The sequence below is a fragment of the Lentzea cavernae genome (assembly GCF_014653695.1).
GTDB lineage: Bacteria > Actinomycetota > Actinomycetes > Mycobacteriales > Pseudonocardiaceae > Lentzea > Lentzea cavernae.
Map to the genome: position 1 here is coordinate 952832 of NZ_BNAR01000001.1, position 22474 is coordinate 975305.

25 protein-coding genes are annotated in these 22474 nt (G+C 70.6%); 5 read left to right on the plus strand and 20 right to left on the minus strand.

Annotation, left to right across the window (positions count from 1 at the left end; translation table 11 throughout):
- Positions 1-49: 49 nt before the first annotated feature.
- Complete coding sequence (locus IE307_RS04335; RefSeq protein WP_229904370.1) at positions 50-616, minus strand: TetR/AcrR family transcriptional regulator; 567 nt, start codon at positions 614-616, stop codon at positions 50-52.
- 64 nt (positions 617-680) lie between these two features.
- On the opposite strand from IE307_RS04335, the gene IE307_RS04340 reads away from it, so the two are divergent.
- Positions 681-1559 (plus strand): DMT family transporter, encoded by an 879-nt coding sequence (locus IE307_RS04340; protein WP_191296097.1) that lies wholly within the window; start codon positions 681-683, stop codon positions 1557-1559.
- On the opposite strand, the gene IE307_RS04345 is transcribed toward IE307_RS04340, so the two are convergent.
- Positions 1539-2153 carry a TetR/AcrR family transcriptional regulator gene (locus tag IE307_RS04345; RefSeq protein ID WP_191296098.1) on the minus strand — a complete coding sequence of 205 codons (615 nt, stop codon included), beginning with the start codon at positions 2151-2153 and terminating at the stop codon, positions 1539-1541. The genes IE307_RS04340 and IE307_RS04345 overlap by 21 nt on opposite strands.
- Positions 2154-2193: 40 nt before the next feature.
- Complete coding sequence (locus tag IE307_RS04350) at positions 2194-3015, minus strand: 3-hydroxyacyl-CoA dehydrogenase family protein (protein ID WP_191296099.1); 822 nt, start codon at positions 3013-3015, stop codon at positions 2194-2196.
- Between the two features lie 95 nt (positions 3016-3110).
- Between IE307_RS04350 and paaZ the strand changes: the two genes are divergently transcribed.
- Positions 3111-5138 (plus strand): phenylacetic acid degradation bifunctional protein PaaZ, encoded by a 2028-nt coding sequence (gene paaZ / locus IE307_RS04355; RefSeq protein ID WP_191296100.1) that lies wholly within the window; start codon positions 3111-3113, stop codon positions 5136-5138.
- Between the two features lie 177 nt (positions 5139-5315).
- Here paaZ and IE307_RS04360 read toward each other — a convergent pair whose 3' ends face one another.
- From IE307_RS04360 to pdhA, 5 genes are all read right to left on the minus strand, one after another.
- Positions 5316-5489 (minus strand): hypothetical protein, encoded by a 174-nt coding sequence (locus IE307_RS04360; protein ID WP_191296101.1) that lies wholly within the window; start codon positions 5487-5489, stop codon positions 5316-5318.
- Between the two features lie 80 nt (positions 5490-5569).
- Positions 5570-6868 (minus strand): phenylacetate--CoA ligase PaaK, encoded by a 1299-nt coding sequence (gene paaK, locus IE307_RS04365; protein ID WP_191296102.1) that lies wholly within the window; start codon positions 6866-6868, stop codon positions 5570-5572.
- A gap of 45 nt (positions 6869-6913) precedes the next feature.
- On the minus strand, positions 6914-8185 hold the full coding sequence (locus tag IE307_RS04370; RefSeq protein ID WP_191296103.1) for a dihydrolipoamide acetyltransferase family protein: 1272 nt from the start codon (positions 8183-8185) through the stop codon (positions 6914-6916).
- The gene (locus tag IE307_RS04375) at positions 8182-9171 is read right to left on the minus strand and encodes an alpha-ketoacid dehydrogenase subunit beta (RefSeq protein ID WP_191296104.1); all 990 of its coding nucleotides are present in this window, start codon (positions 9169-9171) and stop codon (positions 8182-8184) included. The genes IE307_RS04370 and IE307_RS04375 overlap by 4 nt, the downstream gene beginning before the upstream one ends.
- Positions 9171-10247, minus strand: a complete 1077-nt coding sequence (pdhA, locus tag IE307_RS04380; protein ID WP_191296105.1) for a pyruvate dehydrogenase (acetyl-transferring) E1 component subunit alpha — start codon at positions 10245-10247, stop codon at positions 9171-9173. The genes IE307_RS04375 and pdhA overlap by 1 nt, the downstream gene beginning before the upstream one ends.
- A gap of 160 nt (positions 10248-10407) precedes the next feature.
- Here pdhA and IE307_RS04385 point away from each other — a divergent pair, with 160 nt between their 5' ends.
- Positions 10408-10845 carry an Lrp/AsnC family transcriptional regulator gene (locus IE307_RS04385; RefSeq protein WP_191296106.1) on the plus strand — a complete coding sequence of 146 codons (438 nt, stop codon included), beginning with the start codon at positions 10408-10410 and terminating at the stop codon, positions 10843-10845.
- 6 nt (positions 10846-10851) lie between these two features.
- On the opposite strand, the gene IE307_RS04390 is transcribed toward IE307_RS04385, so the two are convergent.
- The gene (locus tag IE307_RS04390) at positions 10852-11028 is read right to left on the minus strand and encodes a DUF397 domain-containing protein (RefSeq protein WP_191296107.1); all 177 of its coding nucleotides are present in this window, start codon (positions 11026-11028) and stop codon (positions 10852-10854) included.
- Positions 11003-11854 carry a helix-turn-helix domain-containing protein gene (locus IE307_RS04395; RefSeq protein ID WP_191296108.1) on the minus strand — a complete coding sequence of 284 codons (852 nt, stop codon included), beginning with the start codon at positions 11852-11854 and terminating at the stop codon, positions 11003-11005. Before IE307_RS04395 ends, IE307_RS04390 begins: the two co-directional genes overlap by 26 nt.
- A gap of 162 nt (positions 11855-12016) precedes the next feature.
- Between IE307_RS04395 and IE307_RS04400 the strand changes: the two genes are divergently transcribed.
- Positions 12017-12934 (plus strand): NADP-dependent oxidoreductase, encoded by a 918-nt coding sequence (locus tag IE307_RS04400; RefSeq protein WP_191296109.1) that lies wholly within the window; start codon positions 12017-12019, stop codon positions 12932-12934.
- On the opposite strand, the gene IE307_RS04405 is transcribed toward IE307_RS04400, so the two are convergent.
- The 7 genes from IE307_RS04405 to IE307_RS04435 all read right to left on the minus strand — a co-directional run bounded on the left by IE307_RS04405 (position 12915) and on the right by IE307_RS04435 (position 18555).
- Positions 12915-13316, minus strand: coding sequence for a MerR family transcriptional regulator (locus IE307_RS04405; protein WP_308436331.1), 402 nt, complete (start codon positions 13314-13316; stop codon positions 12915-12917). The two genes, IE307_RS04400 and IE307_RS04405, sit on opposite strands and share 20 nt — an antisense overlap.
- A gap of 28 nt (positions 13317-13344) precedes the next feature.
- Entirely contained in the window at positions 13345-14211 is an 867-nt protein-coding gene (locus IE307_RS04410) for an ATP-binding cassette domain-containing protein (protein ID WP_191296110.1), read from the minus strand.
- Positions 14208-14606 (minus strand): GntR family transcriptional regulator, encoded by a 399-nt coding sequence (locus IE307_RS04415; protein ID WP_229904371.1) that lies wholly within the window; start codon positions 14604-14606, stop codon positions 14208-14210. Before IE307_RS04415 ends, IE307_RS04410 begins: the two co-directional genes overlap by 4 nt.
- Positions 14607-14642: 36 nt before the next feature.
- The gene (locus IE307_RS04420; RefSeq protein WP_191296112.1) at positions 14643-15629 is read right to left on the minus strand and encodes an ABC-2 membrane transporter-related protein; all 987 of its coding nucleotides are present in this window, start codon (positions 15627-15629) and stop codon (positions 14643-14645) included.
- On the minus strand, positions 15626-16372 hold the full coding sequence (locus IE307_RS04425; RefSeq protein WP_229904372.1) for an ABC transporter ATP-binding protein: 747 nt from the start codon (positions 16370-16372) through the stop codon (positions 15626-15628). The genes IE307_RS04420 and IE307_RS04425 overlap by 4 nt, the downstream gene beginning before the upstream one ends.
- Before the next feature lie 175 nt (positions 16373-16547).
- Positions 16548-17984, minus strand: a complete 1437-nt coding sequence (locus IE307_RS04430) for a dihydrolipoyl dehydrogenase family protein (protein WP_191296114.1) — start codon at positions 17982-17984, stop codon at positions 16548-16550.
- A 1-nt stretch (position 17985) separates the two neighbouring features.
- On the minus strand, positions 17986-18555 hold the full coding sequence (locus IE307_RS04435) for a hypothetical protein (RefSeq protein WP_191296115.1): 570 nt from the start codon (positions 18553-18555) through the stop codon (positions 17986-17988).
- 112 nt (positions 18556-18667) lie between these two features.
- Between IE307_RS04435 and IE307_RS04440 the strand changes: the two genes are divergently transcribed.
- Positions 18668-19261: a TetR/AcrR family transcriptional regulator gene (locus tag IE307_RS04440; protein WP_191296116.1), complete on the plus strand. Its 594-nt coding sequence runs from the start codon at positions 18668-18670 to the stop codon at positions 19259-19261.
- Between the two features lie 7 nt (positions 19262-19268).
- Here IE307_RS04440 and IE307_RS04445 read toward each other — a convergent pair whose 3' ends face one another.
- The 3 genes from IE307_RS04445 to IE307_RS04455 all read right to left on the minus strand — a co-directional run bounded on the left by IE307_RS04445 (position 19269) and on the right by IE307_RS04455 (position 22358).
- Positions 19269-20141 carry a CE1 family esterase gene (locus IE307_RS04445; protein WP_191296117.1) on the minus strand — a complete coding sequence of 291 codons (873 nt, stop codon included), beginning with the start codon at positions 20139-20141 and terminating at the stop codon, positions 19269-19271.
- A 65-nt stretch (positions 20142-20206) separates the two neighbouring features.
- Positions 20207-21151 carry a ketopantoate reductase family protein gene (locus IE307_RS04450; protein WP_191296118.1) on the minus strand — a complete coding sequence of 315 codons (945 nt, stop codon included), beginning with the start codon at positions 21149-21151 and terminating at the stop codon, positions 20207-20209.
- Between the two features lie 28 nt (positions 21152-21179).
- Positions 21180-22358 (minus strand): cytochrome P450, encoded by a 1179-nt coding sequence (locus IE307_RS04455; RefSeq protein WP_229904373.1) that lies wholly within the window; start codon positions 22356-22358, stop codon positions 21180-21182.
- Positions 22359-22474: the final 116 nt, after the last annotated feature.

Below are 22474 nucleotides of genomic sequence, written 5' to 3' on the forward strand. Positions count from 1 at the left end.
TGAGTCGCTTCACCCCCGAGCATCGCCCGCACCACGGGACGGCGGGCCCTCAGGAGGCGGCGAGGAGCGTCTCCGCCTGGTCGCGGGCGACGCGGACGGGATCGGTGAAGGTGTTGAGCCCGTTGGCGACGAGCGCTCCCTCGTGCAGCAGCATGAGGGTCTGCGCCAACTGCTCCGGGTGCGGCGCGATGTCCCGGACCAGGTCGGCGAACAGGGCGAGCATCCACTTCTTCTGCCCGATGATGATCGGGTGCGCGGGGTGCGAGGAGTCGCTGATCTCCGCGTGGGCGTTGACCATGCTGCACCCCTTGCGGCTGTGCTCGGCCGCCCAGGCGCGGGTCGCGTCGAAGACGGCCAGGACGCGGGCGCGGGGTTCCTGCACGGCGTCGAGGTGTCCGGCCAGGAACACGCGCCAGCGCTCGTCGCGGTCGGCCAGGTACTCCACGACGATCTGCTCCTTGGAGCCGAACCGGTCGTAGAGCGTCTTCTTGGTCACCCCGGCCTCCGCGGCGATCAGGTCGACGCCGACAGCGTGGATCCCGCGCTCGTAGAACAGCCTTCCCGCGGCCTCCAGGGCACGGCGTGAGGCCGGGGTCATGACAATCCGCCTGATCACACCTCCAGTATACCGATCTGTATAGTCGACCGGGTATACAGATCGGTATAGGGAGGTGTGGTGGGTGAAGTACCTGCTCTCGGCCGCTTTCGTGCTCTGCTGGAGCTCCGGGTTCATCGGGGCCAAGCTCGGGACGGGGAGCGCGTCCGCCATCACGGTCCTGATGTGGCGGTTCCTGCCGCTCGCCGTCGTCCTGCTCGCGTTCGCCGTCGTGAAGAAGTCGTGGCAGGGCCTCACGGCGCGGGACGTGGGCCGTCAGGCGTTGATCGGAGTCCTGTCGCAGAGCGGCTACGTGCTCACCGTGTACTACGCGATCCAGCTCGGCGTCTCCAGCGGCACCACGGCCCTGATCGACGGTGTGCAGCCGCTCGTCGCCGGAGCGCTGGCCGGGCCGCTGCTGCACCAGTACGTCTCACGCCGGCAGTGGCTCGGACTGTGCCTGGGCGTGGGCGGCGTCGTGATCGTCACCGGGGCCGACGCCGCGGCCACCAGCGGAGTGGCCTGGTGGGCCTACCTCATCCCGTTCGCCGGCATGGTGTCGTTGGTGGCGGCCACGTTTCTCGAAGGCCGGTCGCGGACGGAGGTCGCGCCCGCGGTGGCGATGACCACGCACTGCCTCACGAGCGCCGTCGTCTTCACCGCGCTCGCCGTGGGCACGGGCACCGCCCTCCCGCCTGCCGACCCGGCGTTCTGGGGCACGATCGCCTGGCTCGTCGTCTTCCCGACCTTCGGCGGGTACGGACTCTACTGGATCATCCTGCGCCGCGAAGGGGTCACCGAGGTGAACACGCTGATGTTCCTCATGGCTCCCGTCACGGCCGTGTGGGGCGCTTTGATGTTCGGCGAGCCGTTCGGTGTTCAGACCGCGCTGGGCCTCGCCCTCGGTCTCACGGCCGTGGTCATCGTGCAGCGCAACCACAAGTCAGTCGCCGCGCACGCGTAGGCCGTCGAACGCCACCGTCGCCACGGTGGCCGCGAGATCCGCGGCGCTGAGACCGCCCTGCGGCCGGTACCACTCGATGAGCGAGTTGACCATGCCGAACAGCAGCCTGGTCGTCATCGCCGGGTCGACGTCCGGGCGGAGATCCCCCTCGGCCGCCGCGTCGGCCACCAGGGCGGTGACGATCTGGTCGAACTCGCGGCGGCGGGCGAGCGCCTCGCGTTCGGTCTCGCTGTTGCCGCGCACGCGCAGGAGAAGCGTCACGAACGGCAGCTGCTCGACCAGGACCGTGACGCTGCCGCGGACGAGGTGTTCGAGGCGGTCTACCGCACGGCCTTCGACGGCGTCGAGCTTGGCGACCTCGGCGAACAGCCCGTCCAGCGCGCGGTCGACGGCGAGGCGCAGCAACGCCTCCTTGCCGGGAACGTGGTGGTAGATGGCGGACTTCGTGACCCCCAGGCGGTTCGCCAGGTCCTGGATGCTCGTGCCGTCGTAACCGCGCTCGTAGAACAGCTCCGCGGCGGCCATGAGCAGCGTCTCCAGGTCGTAGCCCGGGCGGCCGCGGCGCCTCGTTCCGCCGCTCTCCGTCGTGGTCATGCCGTGCAGTCTCCCAGGCCCCAGGTGCGAGCCGGTGTGCTCACCACCGGTAGAACCCCTCCCTCGTCTTGCGGCCGAGCTGCCCGGCCTCGACCTTGTCCCGCAACAGCTGTGGCGGGGTGAAGCGCGGGCCGAGTTCGCGTTCGAGGTGCTCGGCGATCGCGAGGCGCACGTCGAGACCGACGATGTCGGTGGTGCGCAACGGTCCCACCGGATGCCGGTAGCCGAGAGTCATGGCGCTGTCGATGTCCTCAGCGGACGCGACGCCCTCCTGCACCATCCGCATGGCCTCCAAGGCGATCGCGACACCCAGGCGGCTGCTCGCGAACCCCGGTGAGTCCCGCACGGTGATCGCGTGCTTTCCCAGGCCGCGCACCCATTCCTGCGCCCGCTCGACCAGCGCGGACGGGGTCCGCTCGCCCACCACGACCTCGACGAGGTCGCTCGCGGGCACGGGGTTGAAGAAGTGCAGTCCGATGAGGACGGACGGGTCGGGCAGCGCCCCTGCCAGCACGTCGATCGACAACGAGCTGGTGTTGGTGCCGATCACGGCGCCCGGTGCGGACCGCGCGATGCTCGCGAGCACGGAGTGCTTCAGCTCGACCAGTTCGGGGACGGCCTCCACCACCAGCGGCAGCCCGGACAGCAGCGCGGGGTCGGTGACCACGGTGACGGTGCCGCCGACCGCGACGCCCTTCTCGGCGGCCTTGGCGAGGCTCTTCTCCACGCGGGCACGGGCGGCGTCGGCTGCGGCGTCGGTCTCCACGACCGTGACGGTGCTCCCGGCCACCGCGAACGCGTGGGCGATGCCGGCGCCCATTCGTCCGCCGCCGTACACGCCGACAGCTGCGGGAACGGTCATCAGGAACTCCTCGCCGATTTACTGACCGAACGGTCTGTTATACAGTGGCACGCGAGAGCCGCGAAGGGCAACAGTCTCCGAAGGGAACCCCGCAAGTGACTGCACTGCTGGAGAGCTACGCCGCGGGCCGCTGGTTCCGCGCCCAGGCAGAGGGAGAACCTCTGCTCGACGCGGTGACCGGCGAGGAGGTCGCGCGGCTGTCGAGCGAGGGCCTCGACCTGCGCCAGATGACCGACCACGCCAAGCGCGTCGGTGGCCCGGCGATCCGCGAGCTGACGTTCCACCAGCGCGCCCTGCTCATCAAGGAACTCGCGAAGCACCTCAGCGCCGACAAGGACTCGTTGTACGAGCTGTCCTTCCGCACGGGTGCGACGAAGCGCGACTCGCTGGTCGACATCGACGGCGGGTTCGGCACGTTGTTCAGCTTCGCGAGCAAGGGCGTGCGCGAGCTTCCGAACGACATCGTCGTGCTCGACGGCGGACTGGAGCGCCTCGGCCGTGAGGGCACGTTCCTCGGCCAGCACGTCTACACCTCACGCCCTGGTGTGGCGGTGCAGATCAACGCCTTCAACTTCCCCGTGTGGGGCATGCTCGAAAAGCTCGCGCCCGCGTTCCTGGCGGGCCTGCCGACCATCGTGAAGCCCGCGTCGCAGACCTCGTACCTCACCGAGGCCGTGGTCCGCCGGATCATCGAGTCCGGCATCCTCCCGGAGGGTTCGCTGCAGCTGCTGTCCGGCAGCCCGCGCGGCCTCCTCGACGTGCTCGACGAGCAGGACTCGGTGGCGTTCACCGGATCCGCGCACACCGCCGGGATCCTGCGCAACCACCCGAACGTCCAGCACGGCGGCGTGCGCCTGCAGGTCGAGGCGGACTCGCTGAACTGCTCGATCCTCGGCCCCGACGTGCGACCGGACGACCCGGAGTTCGACCTGTTCGTCAAGGGTGTCGTCGCCGAGATGACCGTCAAGGCGGGCCAGAAGTGCACGGCGATCCGGCGCGCCATCGTGCCGGAGCAGATCGCCGGCGAGGTGACCGAGGCCATCGCCGCACGGCTGGCGAAGATCACCGTGGGCAACCCCGCCGACGAGAGCGTGCGGATGGGCGCGCTGGCGTCGCTCGGGCAGCGCGACGAGGTGCGCAAGGCCGTCGAGGCGCTGCGCACCTCCGCCGAGATCGTGTTCGGCGACCCGAACCAGGTGCAGCTCGTCGACGCGGACGCCGAACGCGGCGCGTTCCTGTCCCCCGTGCTGCTGCGAGCCCGTGCGGACGCCTCCGAGCCGCACGACATCGAGCCGTTCGGCCCGGTCAGCACGGTGATCACCTACCGCACCACCGCGGAGGCGGTCGAACTCGCCGCCCGCGGCAAGGGCAGCCTCGTGGGCTCGGTCGTCACGCACGACCCCGCCGTCGCACGTCAGATCGTGCTGGGCGTCGCGCCGTGGCACGGCCGGATCCTGGTGCTGGACCGCGACGACGCCAAGGAGTCCACCGGCCACGGCTCACCGCTGCCGATGCTCGTGCACGGCGGTCCCGGTCGCGCGGGCGGCGGCGAGGAGCTGGGCGGCGTGCGCGGCGTGCTGCACCACATGCAGCGCACCGCGATCCAGGCGTCACCGGACATGCTCACCGCCATCACCGGCCGGTGGACGACCGGCTCGAAGCGCCTGGCCGACGACGTGCACCCGTTCCGCAAGTCGCTGGCGGAGCTGAAGATCGGTGACTTCGTCAAGTCCGGTGAGCGCCAGGTGACGCTCGCCGACATCGACCACTTCGCCGAGTTCACCGGCGACACGTTCTACGCCCACACCGATCCCGAGGCGGCGGCCGCGAACCCGTTGTTCGGCGGGATCGTGGCGCACGGCTACCTGGTCGTGTCGCTGGCGGCCGGACTGTTCGTCGAACCGAACCCCGGTCCGGTGCTCGCGAACTTCGGCGTGGACTCGCTGCGGTTCCTGACGCCGGTGAAGGCGGGCGACACGATCGCGGTCACGTTGACGGTCAAGCAGATCACGCCGCGCACCAACGCCGAGTACGGCGAGGTGCGGTGGGACGCCGTGGTGACGAACCAGGACGGGGACCCGGTCGCCACCTACGACGTCCTCACGCTGGTGGCCAAGAACTAGCGACCACGGATGCGTCGGTGTCGCAGGGCATCCTGCGGGACATCCAGACCTGGGGCCCGCCGGTCCCGGCCGAGGGCCCGGCAGGCGGCACCGACGCAGGTGTGACGGCCGCACCTCCTGCGGGACTCTCGCCCAGGACGCGCCCCGGACCCAACGCGGGCAGACCCCACCGCGGGCTCAGCTCGGCCACTCCGGCACCTCGAAGCTCCCCGCGTACTGCGGCACGACCTGCTCGTGCCGCGGCTCTCGCGGTGCGGTGAGGGTGGGCGCGGGCGGTGTCGCCGCCGCTCTGGCGGGCGCAGCGCTCACGTACTTGGCGTAGAGCTCGTCGAAGATCGGTGTTCCGGTCATGCAGAGCATGGTGAGGAGAGGAGATCACGGATCCAGTCACAAAACTTCTAAACCGCTGGATCAGGTGACAATTCCGACGCTCACCGCGGGGGGCGGCGGTCCACGATCCGCTTCATCTTGCCCACCGAACGCTCGATCCCGCCGGGTGCGACGACCTCGACGGCGACCGTGACGCCGATGGAGTTCTTCACGAGCTTCTTGAGCTCCGCGGCGGTGTCGCCTGCCGCGGCGTCCTCGCGGTGCTCGACCACGACGGTCAGGTCGTCGAGGTTGCCTGTGCGGCTCAGCACGCACTGGAAGTGCGGCGACAGGGCGGGGACGCGCAGGATCAGCTCCTCGATCTGCGTCGGGAAGAGGTTCACGCCGCGCAGGATGATCATGTCGTCGGTGCGGCCGGTGATCTTCTCGATCCGGCGCATCGACCGCGCGGTGCCCGGCAGCAGGCGGGTCAGGTCGCGGGTGCGGTAGCGGATGATCGGCATGGCCTGCTTGGTGAGCGAGGTGAAGACGAGCTCACCCTCCTCGCCGTCGGGCAGCACCTCGCCGGTGACCGGGTCGATCACCTCCGGGTAGAAGTGGTCCTCCCAGACGTGCAGGCCGTCCTTGGTCTCCACGCACTCGCTCGCCACGCCGGGCCCGATGACCTCGGACAGCCCGTAGATGTCGACGGCGTGCATGTCGAGGCGCCGCTCCATCTCGTGGCGCATGTCGTTGGTCCACGGCTCGGCGCCGAAGATGCCGACCTTCAACGACGTCGAGCGCGGGTCGAGCCCCTGGCGCTCCATCTCGTCGATGATCGAGAGCATGTAGGACGGCGTCACCATGATGACGTCGGGCTCGAAGTCGCGGATCAGCTGGACCTGGCGCTCGGTCATGCCGCCGGACACCGGGACGACCGTGCAGCCGAGCTTCTCCGCACCCGCGTGCGCGCCCAGTCCGCCGGTGAACAGGCCGTAGCCGTAAGCGTTGTGCAGGATGTGCCCCTGGCGCCCACCGGCCGCGCGGATGCTGCGCGCCATCACGGTCGCCCACGTCTCGAGGTCGTCGCGCGTGTAGCCGACGACGGTCGGCCTGCCGGTGGTGCCCGAGGAGGCGTGGACCCGCACGACCTCCTGCCGCGGCACCGCGAACATGCCGAACGGGTAGTTGTCCCGCAGGTCGGCCTTCGTGGTGAACGGCAGCTTCGCGAGGTCCGCCAACGACTTCACGTCGTCGGGGTGCACGCCCGCCGCGTCGAGGGAGGCCCGGTGGTGCGGCACGTTGTCGTACGCGTGCCGCACCGACCACCGCAGCCGTTCGAGCTGCAACGCGCGCAGCTCGTCCACCGACGCGGTCTCGATCGGCTCCAGGTCACCCGGCTGCGGGCTCAGGTCCAGCATCGCGTCCTCCTCGGTCGCCCGTTGCCCGGCAACGGTAGCCCGGTGCTACAGGTCCGCCATCGCCGACTTCGGGTTCTCGACGCAGTCGGCGACGAACCGGAGGAAGCCTCCCGCCGTGCCGCCGTCGCAGACGCGGTGGTCGAACACCAGCGACAACTGGACGATGTGCCGCACCGCGATCTCGCCGTCGACCACCCACGGCCGGGGCAGGATCCGGCCCATGCCGAGGATCGCGACCTCGGGGTGGTTGATGATCGCGGCGCTGCCGTCGACCCCGAGCACGCCGTAGTTGTTGAGGGTGAACGAACCGGACGTGAGTTCGGCGGCGGTGGCCGTGCCCTCGCGGGCGGCGGCGGTGAGCCTGCGGATCTCGGTGTCGAGGCCGCGCATGCTCAGCCGGTGCGCGTCCTTCACCGCCGGGACGACGAGGCCGCGGTCGGTCTGCGCGGCGAGGCCGAGGTTGACGCCGTCGAGGTGGGTGATCTCGCCGCGGCCGGTGTCGACGCGGGAGTTCAGCTCGGGGAAGCGGGCGAGTCCCGCCACGACGAACCGGGCGACCATCGCCAGAACCCCCGGTGCCGCACCGGTTTCCTTCAGTTCGGCGCGGAGGTCCAGCAACGCGGTCGCGTCGACGTCCACCCACGTCGTCGCCTCGGGGATCTCGGTGCGGCTGCGGGCCAGCGTGGTGGCGACCGCCTTGCGCATGCCCGTCAACGGCACTCGGGTGCGGATCGGCAGACCCGTGCGCTGGTCCACATCGGACACCGGCGCGTTCACGACCGGTTCCGGCACGACTGGCTCGGGCACGACGACCGCGGCTTCGACGTCGCGGCGGGTGATCAGGCCGTCCGGTCCGGTGCCGGTCAGCGCGCCGAGGTCGACGCCGTTGTCCCGCGCGAGCCGGCGCACGATCGGCGACTGCACGGCGGGGCGGTCCCCGTTCGGCGACGGGGTGGAACGGGGAACGGCCTTCCTGCGGCGGCGACGGGAGGTGGTCGTCTCCGAGGTGCCGTAGCCGATCAGGACGTTGCCGGAACCGGCGCGCTCCTCCTCGACGTAGGTGTCGGCGGCGGACTGCCCGGCCTCGACCGAGATCAACGGCGATCCGACCAGGAGGGTCGCGCCCTCCTCGCCGTGCAGCCGCGCGACCACGCCGCCGAACGGCGACGGCACCTCGACCATCGCCTTGGCCGTCTCGACCTCGGCCACGGGCTCGTCCACGGCGACGGGGTCACCGGTCTTGACGAGCCACCGGACCAGCACGGCCTCGGTCAGTCCCTCACCGAGGTCGGGAAGGTCGAACACCCGGGTGCTCACGCGGCGTCCTCCCACTGCAACGTGTCGACGGCGTCGAGGATCCGGTCCACGCCGGGGAGGAAGTGGTGCTCCAGTTTCGGTGGCGGATAGGGGACGTCGAACCCGGTGACCCGGCGCACGGGCGCCTCCAGGTGGTGGAAGCAGCGCTCGCCCACCCGTGCCGCGATCTCCGACGCCACGGAGGCGAAGCCGGGTGCCTCGGCGACGACGACGGCGCGGCCGGTCTTGCGGACCTCGGCGCACACGGTCTCGTCGTCGAACGGGACGATGGAGCGCAGGTCGACCACGCCCAGGTCACGGCCCTCGGTCGCGGCCTGCTCGGCGGCGGCCAGCGCCACCGGCACGGACGGGCCGTAGGCGATCAGCGTGGCGTCCTTGCCGGGGCGCCGGACCACGGCACGGCCGATGGGCGGCACCGCCACCGACACGTCGACTTCTTCCCTGGCGAAGTAGTGCTTCTTGGGCTCCAGGAAGACCACCGGGTCCGAGCCGGCGATCGCCGCGCGCAGCAGCCCGTAGGCGTCGGCGTTGGTGGCGGGCGCGACGACGGTGAGACCGGGGGTGTGCGCGTAGTAGGCCTCGGACGAGTCGCAGTGGTGCTCGACCCCGCCGATTCCGCCCGCGTAGGGGATCCGGATGACGATCGGCAGCCGCACCTTGCCGCGGGTGCGGTTGCCGAGCTTCGCGACGTGGCTGACGATCTGCTCGAACGCGGGGTACGCGAAGGCGTCGAACTGCATCTCGACGACCGGGCGCATGCCGTTCATGGCCATGCCCACCGCCATGCCGACGATCCCGGACTCGGCCAGCGGGGTGTCGAAGACCCGGCTCTCGCCGAAGTCGCGGTGCAGGCCGTCGGTCACGCGGAAGACACCGCCCAGCTGGGCCACGTCCTCGCCGAACACCACGACGGAGTCGTCCTGCGCGATCGCGTCCCTCAGCGCGGCGTTGATCGCCTGCGCCATCGTCATCTTCTCGGCGCTCATCAGGCCTCCTCGAGGTCGAGCTCGGCCCGCAGCGCCGCGCGCTGCTCCGCCAGCTGGGGCGTGGGGGTGGAGTAGAGGTGGGCGAAGATCTCCTCGGGATCGGCGGAGGTCTCGGCGCCGACCCCGGCGCGGACCGCGGCCGCCATCTCCTCCGCGGCGGCGGTGATCTCCCGCTCGCGTTCGTCGTCGAGCGCCCCCACCGCCGTCAGGTAGGCCTTCACCCGCAGCAGCGGGTCGCGCGGCAACCAGTCGGCGACCTCGTCGTCGGCGCGGTAGCGGCTGGCGTCGTCGGCGTTGGTGTGCGACTCGATGCGGTACGTGTCGGCCTCGACCAGCGTCGGCCCCTCCCCCGCGCGGGCACGGGCCACGGCCTCGCCGAGCACCTTCTCGAGCGCCGGCAGGTCGTTGCCGTCCACGCGGAAGCCCGGCATGCCGTACCCGATCGCCTTGGCCGCGAGGGAAGGCGCGACCGACTGCCGCGCGAGCGGCACGGAGATCGCGTACTTGTTGTTCTGCACGAAGAAGACGACCGGTGCTTTGAAGACGGCGGCGAAGTTGCAGGCCTCGTGGAAGTCGCCCTCGCTCGTCGCGCCGTCACCGCACAGCGCCATCACGACCGTGTCCTCGCCCTTGAGCCGTGCCGCATGTCCGACACCGACCGCGTGCAGCAGTTGCGTGGCCAGCGGAGTGGCCTGGGGCGCGACCTTGTGCTCGTTCGGGTCGTAACCGCAGTGCCAGTCGCCGCGCAACAACGTGAGCACCTCGACCGGGTCCACCCCGCGGGCGGCGATCGCGGCCGTGTCGCGGTAGGTCGGGAACAACCAGTCGCCGTCGGAGAGCACCGACGCGCACGCGACCTGACAGGCCTCCTGCCCGCGCGAGGACGGGTACACGGCCAACCGTCCCTGACGGACCAAAGCCCCGCACTGCTCGTTCAGCCTGCGGGCGAACACGAGCTTGCGGTACCCCTCGGCCAGTGCCTCGGCGTCGGGCTTCGACGCTCCCCTGACCAGGCGCCCGGTCTCGTCCAGCAACCGGGCCGGGGTGATGGCCGCCTTGAGCTGACCGGCACTCATCCGCACCTCCGCGAGCAGTTACATCAGGCCCGCATCGTGCCTAGATGACTGGCCAAACGGCTAGATCCGCGCGAGAGTGCGAGACGATTGACTTCACGGCACGATTCAGCCGGTCCAGTCGGACCGGACCGGCACGCTTTTGACCTCGGGAGTGAGACACGTGGACGCGGAACTGGACGAGATCGACCGCCGGATCCTCAGCGAACTCGAGGCGGACGGCCGCCTGTCCGGGCGCGCGCTGGCCGAACGCGTGACGATCTCGCGCGCGAACGCCTACGCCCGCTTCGAACGCCTCGTGGCGGACGGGGTGATCACCGGCTTCACCGCGCGGGTGGACCCGGTCAAGGTCGGGCTGACCACGTCGGCCTACGTCGCGATGACGGTGCGGCAGAACAACTGGCGCGACCTGCAGGCACAGCTGCGGGCCATCCCGGAGGTGCGGCACATGGCGCTGATGGGCGGCGAGTTCGACGTGATGCTGCTCGTCAGGGCGGCGGACAACAACGCGCTGCGGCGGGTGGTGCTGGAGGAGTTGCAGACGATCCCCGGGGTGCTGTCGACCAAGACGTTCCTGATCTTCGAGGACGCGGAGAACTGACCGGGATCAGCCCAGCCAGGTCAGCAGGCTGCGCCAGGCAGGGGCCGAGAACGCGAGGACGTCGCCGCTCGCGTTCTTCGAGTCCCGCACCAGGGCGTCGTGGGCCAACGAGACCTCGACGCAGTCGCTGTCGGTCGTGCCGCCGCTGTGGCTGCTCTTACGCCAGGTCCGCTCCGCCGCCATCAGGGTCCTCTCGAAGTCCGCTGACGTAGTTCGCCAGCTTGTTCTTCGATTGTTCCTCATCCAGCGCGACGGCATCCAACCTCTCGAAGAGCTTCCTGCTCCACGCGACCGCGAGGCCGTCCTGAGCGAACACCTTGGCGAGATCGGTCTCCGTGTAGGCCAGTGGCGAGGCCTTGCCGAACTCGAACAGCGTGCACTTCGAGTGGAACGCGACGCCCCGGATGTTCGCGGGGACGATCCGCACTATGTGAGCGTTGAAGAGGAGTCGCAGGTACTGGTCCTCCATGATCCGCGCGTCGCCGACACGCATCTGCAACGCCAGTTCGTGGACGTAGAAAACGCAGTCGGGGCGGTACGGCCGCTGCCAGATGCTCTGCCTCGCCATCCGGCGCTCGACGCCCTTCTCGATGGCCTCCGACGACTCGCAGCCGGTCTCCACGAACAACGCGCGGACGTAGTCCTCGGTCTGCAAGAGGCCGGGAATCGCCAGGATCTCGTAGACCAGCATGGTCGTGGCCATCGATTCCGCCATGGCGAGCGTCCGCAGGTTGTTCGGCACCTGGGCGAAGTACAGGTCGAACGCGTGGCGGTAGCGGTTGCTGAAGTCCTGCAGGTAGTCGAGGTCCTTCCCGCACGTCGCCAGGTACTGGGCGAGGTCGATCTCGGTGGCGCGGGCCTTGCCGGTCTCGATGTTCGAGACCTTGCTCGGGTCCCACCCCAGCTGGACGGCCATCGCGCGGCCCCCGAAACTGGTGGAGTTCTCGCGCAGCCGGCGCAGTTCGTCGCCCAGGTCGCGGCTGTACGCGGTGGAGATGATCGCAGTCATGCTCTTGGACCGTAAGCGTTGAAGCAGCTCCATTGAACGGCTCGTTCGGGTGAAAACAGACGCCGCGGAGTGCGGTCCGCGTCACATCGGCTTGAAGTTGACACCGGTGTCAACGAATAGCCTCGCACTGTCCACAATTCGACGGTGCAGGAGTGATCCACGATGAGCAAGGCGTTGGGGTACAAGGCTTTCGGCGAGGCCGACGTGCAGACGTTCTTCGAGCGGCCCGACCCCGTGCCCGGTCCGGCCGAGGTCCTGATCCGCGTCGAGGCGGCGGGGGTCAACCCGCTCGACCACAAGCTGCGGTCCGGGCACGCCCCCGCTCTGAACGGCCACCTGCCCTTCCCCCAGGTGCTGGGGATGGAGGCGGCCGGAACCGTGCTCGCGGTCGGTGACGACGTGACAGGACTGGCCGTCGGCGACCGGGTCACCGGGTTCGCGCTGACCGGCGCGGGGACGTACGCGGAGACGACGGTGCTGCTCGGCACGTCCACGGCCCGCATCCCCGACGCGCTGCCGGCCACGTGGGCGGCGACCATCCCCGTCGCGGGCACCACGGCGCTCGACGTGCTCGACCAGCTCGACCTGCCGGCCGGATCCTCGTTGCTGGTCAACGGGATCGGTGGCGGCGTCGGCATCGCGCTGGCCCAGGTCGCGCTGGACAGGGGGCTGGTGGTGACGGGCACGGCCAGCACGGCGAAGCGGGAGCTCGTCACGTCGACCGGCGCGACCTTCGTCGACTACACCGAGGGCGATGTCGTGGAACGGTTGCGGGCGCATGCCCCGGACGGCTTCGACGCCGTGGTCGACAACGTCGGCGGCGACTCGCTGCGCGCATTGGCGCCGCTCGGGAAGAAGCTCGTCTCCGTCGGCGACCCGTCGGTGGCGGAGCTCGGTGGCGCGTTCGTCGAACGCCGCCTCGACCGGGCGGGCCTCGAGCGCGTCGCCGAGCTGATGGTCGCGGGGAAGCTCGACCCGCACATCACGCAGACCTATCCGCTCGATCGGGCCGACGAGGCGCTGGCGCTCGTGGAGTCCCTGCACGCCAAGGGGAAGCTCGTCATCGACCTGGGTCTGTGATCTGACGCCGGTAGCGGGTGTTGCCCTCGATCAGCTCGTCGAGCGCCGCCCTGGCCTCGACGAGCCGGTCGATGTCGGAGGTCAGCCGGGCGCGTTCCCCCTCCATGGCGGTGAATGCATCCTCGGCGATCTGGACGTCCTCGCCGCTGTCCACGCACGGCAGCAGCCGGGCGATCACCTTGCTGCCCAGGCCCGCGTCGAACAGTCGCCGGATGACCTCGACCCGCGCGACCTCGGTCGCCTCGTAGTGCCGCTGCCCACCTACAGAACGTGTGCTGTGCATGAGCCCCTGCTGCTCGTAGTACCGCAGCGAGCGGGCGCTGACCCCCGTCAACCGGGCCAGTTCACCGATCTTCATCGTCGTGGCGGAAGTCGTGGTCACGAATCCAGCGTAACCCCGTTCCGCGCGGCTATCCGCGCTGTGCCGACGCCCGGCGTTCGCGTGACGCGCGCAGGTACCCCATCACCAGCGAGTCCAGGTCCGGTTCCGCACCGGCCCAGCCCTCGGGCGCCGGTCCGGCGTCCTTGAGCAGCAGGGTGGACTGGCGCTGGGTGCGGGTCGCGCTGACGAGCTCACCTTCCACAGTGGACTCGTCGGTGACCGGGCCGACCAGGACCCGGTGGCGTGCGAGGACTTCCTCGACGTCACCGTCGACCTGGACCCTGCCCTCGTCGACCAGCAGCATGTGGTCGCACACCTCGCGCAGGTCGGCGAGCACGTGCGAGGACATGACCACGGTGGTCCCGCGGTCGGCGACCTCGGCCATGATGATCCGCAGGGTCTCCTCGCGGGCCAGCGGGTCGAGGTCGGCCAGCGGTTCGTCCAGGAGCAGCAGCCTGGGCAGCCGTCCGAGCGCCATCGCGATGGCCACCTGGGTCACCGAGCCCGCGGACAGCGTGCGGACCTTCGCGTCGTGGTCCACGCCTGCCTGCAGCGCGAGCACCTCGCGGACGCGGTCGGCTGACCAGCGGTCGTTCATGGCCGCGCCGACGCGCACCAGTTCGCGCACGGTGAGATCGCGGTAGAGCGGGCGGTTCTGCGCCAGGAACGAGACGTCCGGGTGGATGCGGCCGCGCAGCGGTGTGCCGAAGACCGACAGCTCACCGGTCGTCGGCCGGACGAGGCCTGCGGCCATGCGCAGCAGGGTGCTCTTGCCCGCGCCGTTCGCGCCGAGCAGGGCGACGACCTTGCCCTCGGGCAGGGAGAAGCTGCAGTCGCGGACCGCCCAGCGGGTGCGGTAGCGCTTGCCCACGGCGGTGGCGGTCAAAGGGGTCATGATCGTTCCTCGGCGGGGTAGTGCTCGTCGCGGACCGCGGAGTACAGGGCGTCGACGTCCTCGACGACGAGGCCGCCCTCGCGTGCGCTGCCCATCCAGCGACCGAGTTCCCTGCGCAGCGGGGCGTCGTCGCCGGCGGTCGCCTCGGTGGCCAGTGACTTCGTCACGAAGGTGCCCAGACCGCGGCGGCCCTCCACGAGGCCTTCGCGTTCCAGTTCGCGGTACGCCTTGAGCACGGTGTTGGGGTTGACGGCGGTCGCGTCCACCACCTCGCGCGCTGAGGGCAGCCGGTCGCCGGAGGTCAGCAGTCCCAGTCGCATGGCCTGTCGGACCTGGTGGACGATCTGCATGTAGGTGGAGACCCCGGAGTGCCGGTCGATCCGGAACTCGATCACGCCGGTCAGCATAGGTCCTCCGGGTCCCCACCGCGTTCAGCTCTGCCGTCGGAGCGCCCAGGTGGTGCCCGCCAGCAGCACGACCGCGAGCACGCCGAAGACAGCCACGTCGACCAGGTGCACCTGCCAGGCCCGGCTGTCCGGGATGACGTCCCAGTAGTTCTGGGCGAACCCGGACTCCCGCAGGCAGGCCAGGTAGCCCTCCTCCGTGTTCGGCGATCCCCCCGGGGTCGTCTTGCAGGCCTGGTTCAGCACCGACGCCCTGTCGGAGGGCACTGCCTGCCCGGAGGCGTCGAGCCATCCCGTCGTGAGCACCAGGCCGCTCTCCCGCTGTTCCGGGACCTCCCCGACCGCGGTCGCCCTGCGCTCGGCGAACACCGAGCCGGTCACCAGGCCGGACACCGCGAAGCGCACGACGACGAACGCGACGAGCCCCGCCGTCATCGCCGCGAGGGTGCGGCGGGTCAGCGCGCCGAGGAACGTGCCCAGAGCGAAGGCGAACAGCGCGTAGCCGAGGGGCGAGACGCCCTGGATGGCGAAGTTCACGCGGTTGAACGGACCGTTGTACAGCGGTCCCAGCGATCCGGCCGCGTCCAGCCACCACCCGACCAGGTGCTGCAGGACGACCAGCACCACCAGCGCGGGCACCAACGCGACGACCAGCTTGCTGAGCATCCACCGGGTGCGGCTCACCGACTGCGTGAAGGCCAGGACGTGGGTGCCCTGCTCCAGCTCCAGCGCGAAGAGCGGCGCGCCGATGAAGACGCCGATGAGGGCCGGCAACCCGATGATGAGCAGCTGCGCCGTCTCGAACGGCGTTGACCACGTCGTCCGGAAGGCCTTCACCGCCCCGTCGGGTGCCACGCACTGGTCGGCGGCCCGCACGCAGTGGGCGATCTGCGCGGAGTCGAGCGCGTCGATCATGTTCGACCGCAGCAGGACGATGACGCCCGCGCCGACGACCAGCGTCCCGAGGAGGGTGAGCAACTGCAGGCGCTGCAACCGCAACGAGGCCCAGATCATGCCGCCACCCCCTGCTGTGCCGCACGCATGTGGTGCAGGGCCAGCTCACCGAGCGACATGCCGTTCGCGCTGAGCCGGCTGACGTCGCCGGCCAGCAGCACCTGTCCGTCGTGGAGCAGGACGAGGTGGTCGCACACGCCTTCCAGTTCCGCCAGCACGTGCGAGGACAGCACGACGGTGATCCCGTGCGCCCGCGCCTCGGTGATCAGCGCGCCCAGCACGGTCTCGCGGGCCAGCGGGTCCAGGTCGGCCAGCGGTTCGTCGAGCAGCAGCAGGCGCGGGCGCTTGCCCAGCGCGAGCGCGAGGGCGACGCGGGTGCGCTGCCCGCCGGACAGCGTGCCGACCCTGGCGTTCATCGGCACCGCGGCCTGCTCGACCAGGTGCTCGGCGTAGCCCTGGTCCCAGGACGGGTTGGTGCGCCCGCCGAACGTCAGCGTGTCGGCCACGGTGAACTGCCTGTACAACGGCTTCTGCTGGGCCAGGTAGGACACCGCGGGGTGCAGTCCCTTGCCGGTCGGCTGGTCACCGAAGACGGTGAGCGCCCCGGTCGTGGGGCGCAGCATGCCGGTGGTCAGTCCCATCAGCGTGCTCTTGCCCGCACCGTTCGGGCCGACGAGGGCCACGACCCGGTTCGGCGGGATCACCAGCGAGGTCTCCCGCAGCGCCCACCCCCTCCGGTACTTCTTGCCCACTGCCTGGGCGAAGACCGGAAGCGCGGCCTCGGACTGCCTTGGCACGGTCACGACCGCCCTCCTTTCCGTCATCGGATGCGGCCAAGGTAGCACCTTTCACTAGTGAAATAGTGAACCAGGGTGAGCCTCGCCTCGCGCAGGCAACCTGGCGGGCGGGAACGTCCCCGCGCGCACCGAAAACCGGTGTCCCGCACCACGAAGGCGAGGGACACCGGCACGGAGTGGCTCAGCGGCCGTAGGCCTCCAGCAGCCGCAGCCACACCTCGCTGACGGTCGGGAACGACGGAACGGCGTGCCACAACCGGTCCAGCGGCACCTCCGCGACGATCGCGATGGTCGCGGCGTGCAGCAGTTCGGCGACGTCCGGGCCGACGAGGGTGAAGCCGACGATCACCTTGCGGTCCTCGTCGACGACCATGCGGGCGTGACCGCTGTAGCCCTCGGCGTGCAGGGCGGAACCGGCGGTGGCGGCGAGGTCGTAGTCGACGACCCGGACGCGCAGCCCGGCGGCCTCGGCGGCGGCCGCGGTCAGGCCCACGGCGGCGATCTCGGGCTCGGTGAAGACCACCTGCGGCACGGCGCGTTCGTCCGCCGTCGACGCGTGCCGGCCCCACGGACCGACGTCGACCGGCTCGCCCTTCGCGCGCGCCACGAGGGCGTCGCCCAGTGCGCGGGCCTGGTACTTGCCCTGGTGGGTCAGCAGAACCCTGCGGTTGACGTCGCCGATCGCGTACAGCCAGCCGTCACCGAGAGGCTCGCCGTCCTGTCCCAGCACGCGCATCGCGTCGTCGACCGAGAGCCAGGAACCCGGCTTCAGGCCGATGGAGTCGAGGCCGATGTCCTCGGTGTTCGGCGTGCGGCCGATCGCGACGAGCAGCTCGTCGGCCTCGACCTCCTCACCGGACTTGAGGGTGATGTGCACCGACCCGTCCTCGCCGCGGCGCACCGAGGCGGCCTCGGCACCGACGCGCACGGTGACACCGTTGTCCCGCAAGGCCTCCGTGACCCGCTCGCCGACGAACGGTTCCTGCAGGTGCAGCACGCCGTCACGGGCCAGCATCTCGACCGACGCACCGAGGCTCGAGAACGCGGTCGCCATCTCGGAGGCCACGACGCCGCCGCCGATGATGGCGAGCCGGCCGGGAACCTCCTTCGCCGCAACGGTTTCGCGGCTCGTCCACGGTTTCGAGGCGCGCAGGCCGTCGATGTCGGGCACCAGGGCGCCGCTGCCGGTCGCGACGACGACCCCGTGCCGAGCGGTCAGCGTCGTGACGCCGTCCTCGCCGGTCACCTCGACGACCCGGTCGGAGGTGATCCGCCCGTGGCCGCGGTACAGCGGGATGCCCGCGGACTCGAGCCAGGCGACCTGGCCGTCGTCCTTCCAGTCCGAGGCGAAGGCGTCACGGCGGCGGAGCACGGCGGCCACGTCCAGCTCGCCCGTCACCGCCTCCCGCGCGCCCGGCAGCCTCTTCACTGCCCGAAGAGCGGCAGCACTGCGCAGCAACGCCTTGGTGGGCATGCAGGCCCAGTAGGAGCACTCACCGCCGACGAGCTCCCGTTCGACAATGGCGACGCTCAGACCGCCCTGCACCACGCGGTCGGCGACGTTCTCGCCCACCGGGCCCGCGCCGATGACGACGACGTCGTAGGTTTCCGCGACCATGTCAACGCTCCTGGGAGGTGCGGCGCAGGCGCAGCGCCGAGATGAGGAAGAAGATCCCGCCGAGGACCGCGTAACCGGCCACGTTGGACAGTGAGGCGTCGGGCGCGCCCGACCCCAGCGCGAATCCCGAACCGGCGAACACGGAGATGCCGCCGCTGAGGATCATCGGCCACTGACCGCCCATCCTGCGGCGGGCGACGCCCACGGCCAGCTGGACGAGCCCGGAGATGACGGCCCAGGCGCCCCACACGAGCAGGACGGCGGGCACGCCGGAGGTACCGGCGATCGCCATGCCGACCGCGGCCGCGAGGCTGATCGCGATGTTGAGGTAGAGCCCGTACGGGAGTTCGGTGGCACGGGACGCGCGCACGTCCACCACGGCCGCGGCCACGTCGAACAGCGGGTACAGCACGATCAGGGCGATGCCGAGCGGCCCGAGTTGCCCGCCGGTGGCGAACAGCGTGCCCGCCCAGACGAGGGCGAAGGCGAACCGCAAGAAGTACAACTGGCGCAACGACTGCGCGGTTCCGCCGACAGCGGGCGAGTCGACGGGCGAGTCGACGGTGGTCATGACGTTCCTTCCAGGGGATCTAGACGAGACCGAACGTTCTATCTGTGGCCAGCATGGACGCCCTGCCGCGACCTTGTCAAGACCGAACGTTCTATCTGCTAACTTGGACACCATGGAGCACAGCGACTCGCCGGGACGGCCGTCCGCAGCGCGGTCCCGCCTGCTCGGGACGGCCACCAGGCTCTTCTACGCGGAGGGGATCCACTCCGTCGGCGTCGACCGCATCGTCGCCGAGGCGCAGGTGACGCGGGCGACCCTGTACCGGCACTTCCCCGGCAAGGAGGACCTCGTCCTCGCCTACCTCGCCGACGCCGACCGGGCCGTGCGCGGACTGGTCGACGGCGCCGTCGCCGGCGGCTCCCCCGCGGCCGACACCGTCCGGGTGATCAGCAGGGCCATCGCCCACGGCATCCGGACGGCCGACTTCCGCGGGTGCGCGTTCCTCAACGCCGTCGCGGAGTACCCCGACCCCCGGCACCCGGTGCACCAGGCCGTGGTCGAGCACCGGCAGTGGTTCCTGGAGGCCATGACGGAACTGCTCTCCCGCGTCAGGAAGACGCCCGCGGAGCCCGCCGCACGGCACTTCGTGATGCTGCGCGACGGCGCCATGGCCGCTGGCTGCCTGCACGACCCCGAACTGGTCTGCGAAACGTTCCTGCGCGGGGTCGACGGCCTGCTCCAGGCCCACGCGCAGGAACAGTCGTAGGCCGTTCTCAGCCGCGCAGGCCGAAGAAGTCGCCGAGCACCTCGGCGGTGTTGATCCGGTGACTGGTCCTGCCGACGACGCGGGGAGCGTTGCCGGGCCCCGGAACCGTGTGCCCGCCCCGGTGCACGGTGTACAGCACGACCGGAGGACGTCCGTCCACTCCGTACTCGGCGCGCTCGACCTCCGTGGGATCTCCGGCGACCCCGGCGAGGCGGGAGATCACCGGGTCCGCGGTGATGCCGTTGCGCTCGGCGAAGTACTCGGCGGTCCGGGGCGCGGACCAGCTGTCGCCGCCGACCTTGAAGAGCTTCCTCTTCCACCACGAGAACCCGCCGCCCTCGTAGGACACGATGGGGTCCTTCGTGCCGTGGATCAGCACGACCGGCAGCGGCGTGGGGTCCGGGTCCGCGGCGAGGAAGTTGTCCGGGGCGGGCATGGTCGCGGCGATCACGGCCGCGCCGGCGAGCAGGCCCGGCGCCTCGTGGACCAGCCGGATGACCATCTGGCCGCCGTTGGAGTAGCCGGCCGCGAACACCCTGCCGGGGTCGATCCGGTTCTGACCGGCGAGGGTGTCGACGACGGCGCGCGCAAAAGCCACGTCGTCGATCCCGTCCCGGCGAGCGGGGAAGTAACTGCCCCGCCGGGCGTCGTTCCAGTTGCCGCGGTGACCGTCCAGGTAGGCCACGACCGCGTCCCCCGACTCGGCGAGGGCGTCGAACATGCCGCCGGTGAAGGCGCGGTGGACGTCACCGGTCTGCCGGGACCCGTGGAAGACCAGCAGGAGCGGGCGCGGGGCGGCGGCGGCCCCGACGGTCGTGAAGGTCCGGGTCGTCCCGGCGACGTCCACGCTCTCGCGCGTCACGGTTGCGGTGGTGGACATGAGGTCACGCTCCAAAGTGGATGAGCTATCCACTTCACCCTAACACGAGCGGATAGCTCATCCGCTTAGCGCGCGAGCTCGAACGCCGGCTCCAGCGCCTCCAGGCGGGGAAGCGGAACGCCGAGCCGCCGGGCGTCGGCCAGCACGTCCCTCGCGTAGACACCGCCCAGTTCCCGGGTCATGTGGCCCGCGCGTTCCGTCTCGCGCAGGAGGAAGCCGACCATGTTGTCGCCGCTGAGAAGCCTCCTCAGGGCGAAGCCCAGCAGTCCTGCCGGGACGCGGGAGACGAGAGCCGCTCCCAGGCGCGGGGTCCCGCCCTTGGCCTTGAGCAGCGGGATCATCTCCCGCATCAGCAGGAAGACCTCCCGCGCCGCACCCCTCGACCGCAGCAGGCCGGACCGCCCGCCCACCGCCAGGCCCTGGGCGAGGAGCCCCGCGTCCAGGATGAAGTGGAACCACAGCCAGCTGCGGAAGTCCTGGTTCTCCGACACCGAGAAGCCCGTGCGCTCGAAGAGGTCGTGCACGGCCCGGTACCGCGCGCCGCGGTTCGAGTCGTCGCAGAACCCCAGGAAGACGTTCTTCACCACACCGCCGCGCAGCGTGGATCCGTCGAACCCTCCGCCACCGCCGGGAAATCCCCAGACGACCTGGTCCGCCGGCAGTGCCGAGACCACGGTCGCGGGGTCCTCCCACACGTTGCCGAACATCAGCACGGTGGCGTTGCCGACGCGTGGCGCCAGGAATGCGATCGCATCGTCCAGCTGGTCGTGGTTCACGCTCAGGACGATCAGGTCGAAGTCGGCGTCCAGGTCCTCGCGCAGGGTCGTCGGCCACCGCTCGGCGACGGCGCCGCCGCGGGACCTGCCGTCCCTGATCCGCAGGTCGACCCCGGAGGGCAGCTGCGCCGCCCGTCCCGGACGGACGTAGAACTCGACCTCGTGCCCCGCCTTGGCGAAGGCCCACCCGTAAAGCGTCGCGATCGTGCCGCGTCCGAACATGAGAATCTTCATCGACATTTCTCCGGTCTGCGAAATGGGATCACCAGGTCACCGGAAGCGCGGTCACGCCGTACACGGCACTAAGTGCGCGGAACTCGACCTCGTTCTCCGGAACGGCCAACGCCAACGCGGGAAATCGGCGGAAGAGCGCGGGAAAGGCGATGCGCATTTCGAGCCGCGCCAATGGCGCGCCGAGGCAGTGGTGCACCCCGTGGCCGAATCCGAGGTGGCCGACCTCACCGCGGCTGATGTCCAGGGTGGCGGGGTCGGTGACGAAGTCCGGATCCCGGTTGGCGGTGTGCAGACCGACGATCACGACGTCTCCGGCGCGGATGGTCTCGCCGGCGACCCCGACGTCCGCGGTGGCGTAGCGCTGCACACCGCTGGGCACGATCGACAGCCACCGCATCAGCTCCTCGACCGCGGGCTCCACGGCCTCGGGATCGTCGCGGACCGCGGCGAGCTGGTCCGGGTGGCCCAGCAGGACGAGGGTGCCCAGCGCGAGCATGTTCGCGGTCGTCTCGTGTCCGGCGACGAGGAGCAGGAAGCCGAGCCCGGCCAGCTCCGCCGTCGTCAGCTCGTCACCGTGGTCGCGCACCAACATGCCGAGCAGGTCGTCGCCCGGTTCCTCCCCGATCCTGCCCACGAGTCCGGCCAGGTACTCGTGGATCTCGCGTTGCGCCTGGTCACGCGCACTTTCCGGCAACGAGAGGTCGAGCATCGTGGCGCTGCGCTCCTTGAACTCCGCGCGGTCCTCCCACGGCACGCCGAGGAGCTCGCAGATCACCAGGGACGGCACGGGGAGTGCGAAGTCGGCGACCAGGTCGGCCCCCGGCCCCGACCGCTCCATCGCGTCGAGGTGCTCCTCGACGACGCGTTCGACGAGCGGGGCGAGGTGCCTCATCCGCCGGTGGGTGAACTGGCCGGTGAGCATCCTGCGCAGGCGGTGGTGGTCCGGCGGGTCCATGAGCAGGAGGTTGCCCGCGACCTCCCCGCCCACCGCGCCGGGCTCCGGCGGGACGTTGCTGAACCGGGCCGGGTCGGCCAGCACCGCCTTGACGTCCGCCTGGCGCGTCACCAGCCACGCCGATCCCCCGGTGAGCCACGGGACCCGCCGGACGCGGTCGCCCGTCAGCAGCTCGGCCGGTGGGGCGAACCCGTTCCTGCGCAGGAACAGCGGAACGTCCGCCGGAACCGGATCGGTGCGCGTTTCTGCCACGAAAGAACTCCTCAGGATTTCGGCGGCCCTTCCAGCCGCCCCTGAATTCGACTGTAGGGCCACAAGTGGAAACCACAGTCCACTTGCCTCGAAGTGAGAACAACGCCCGCGCGGGC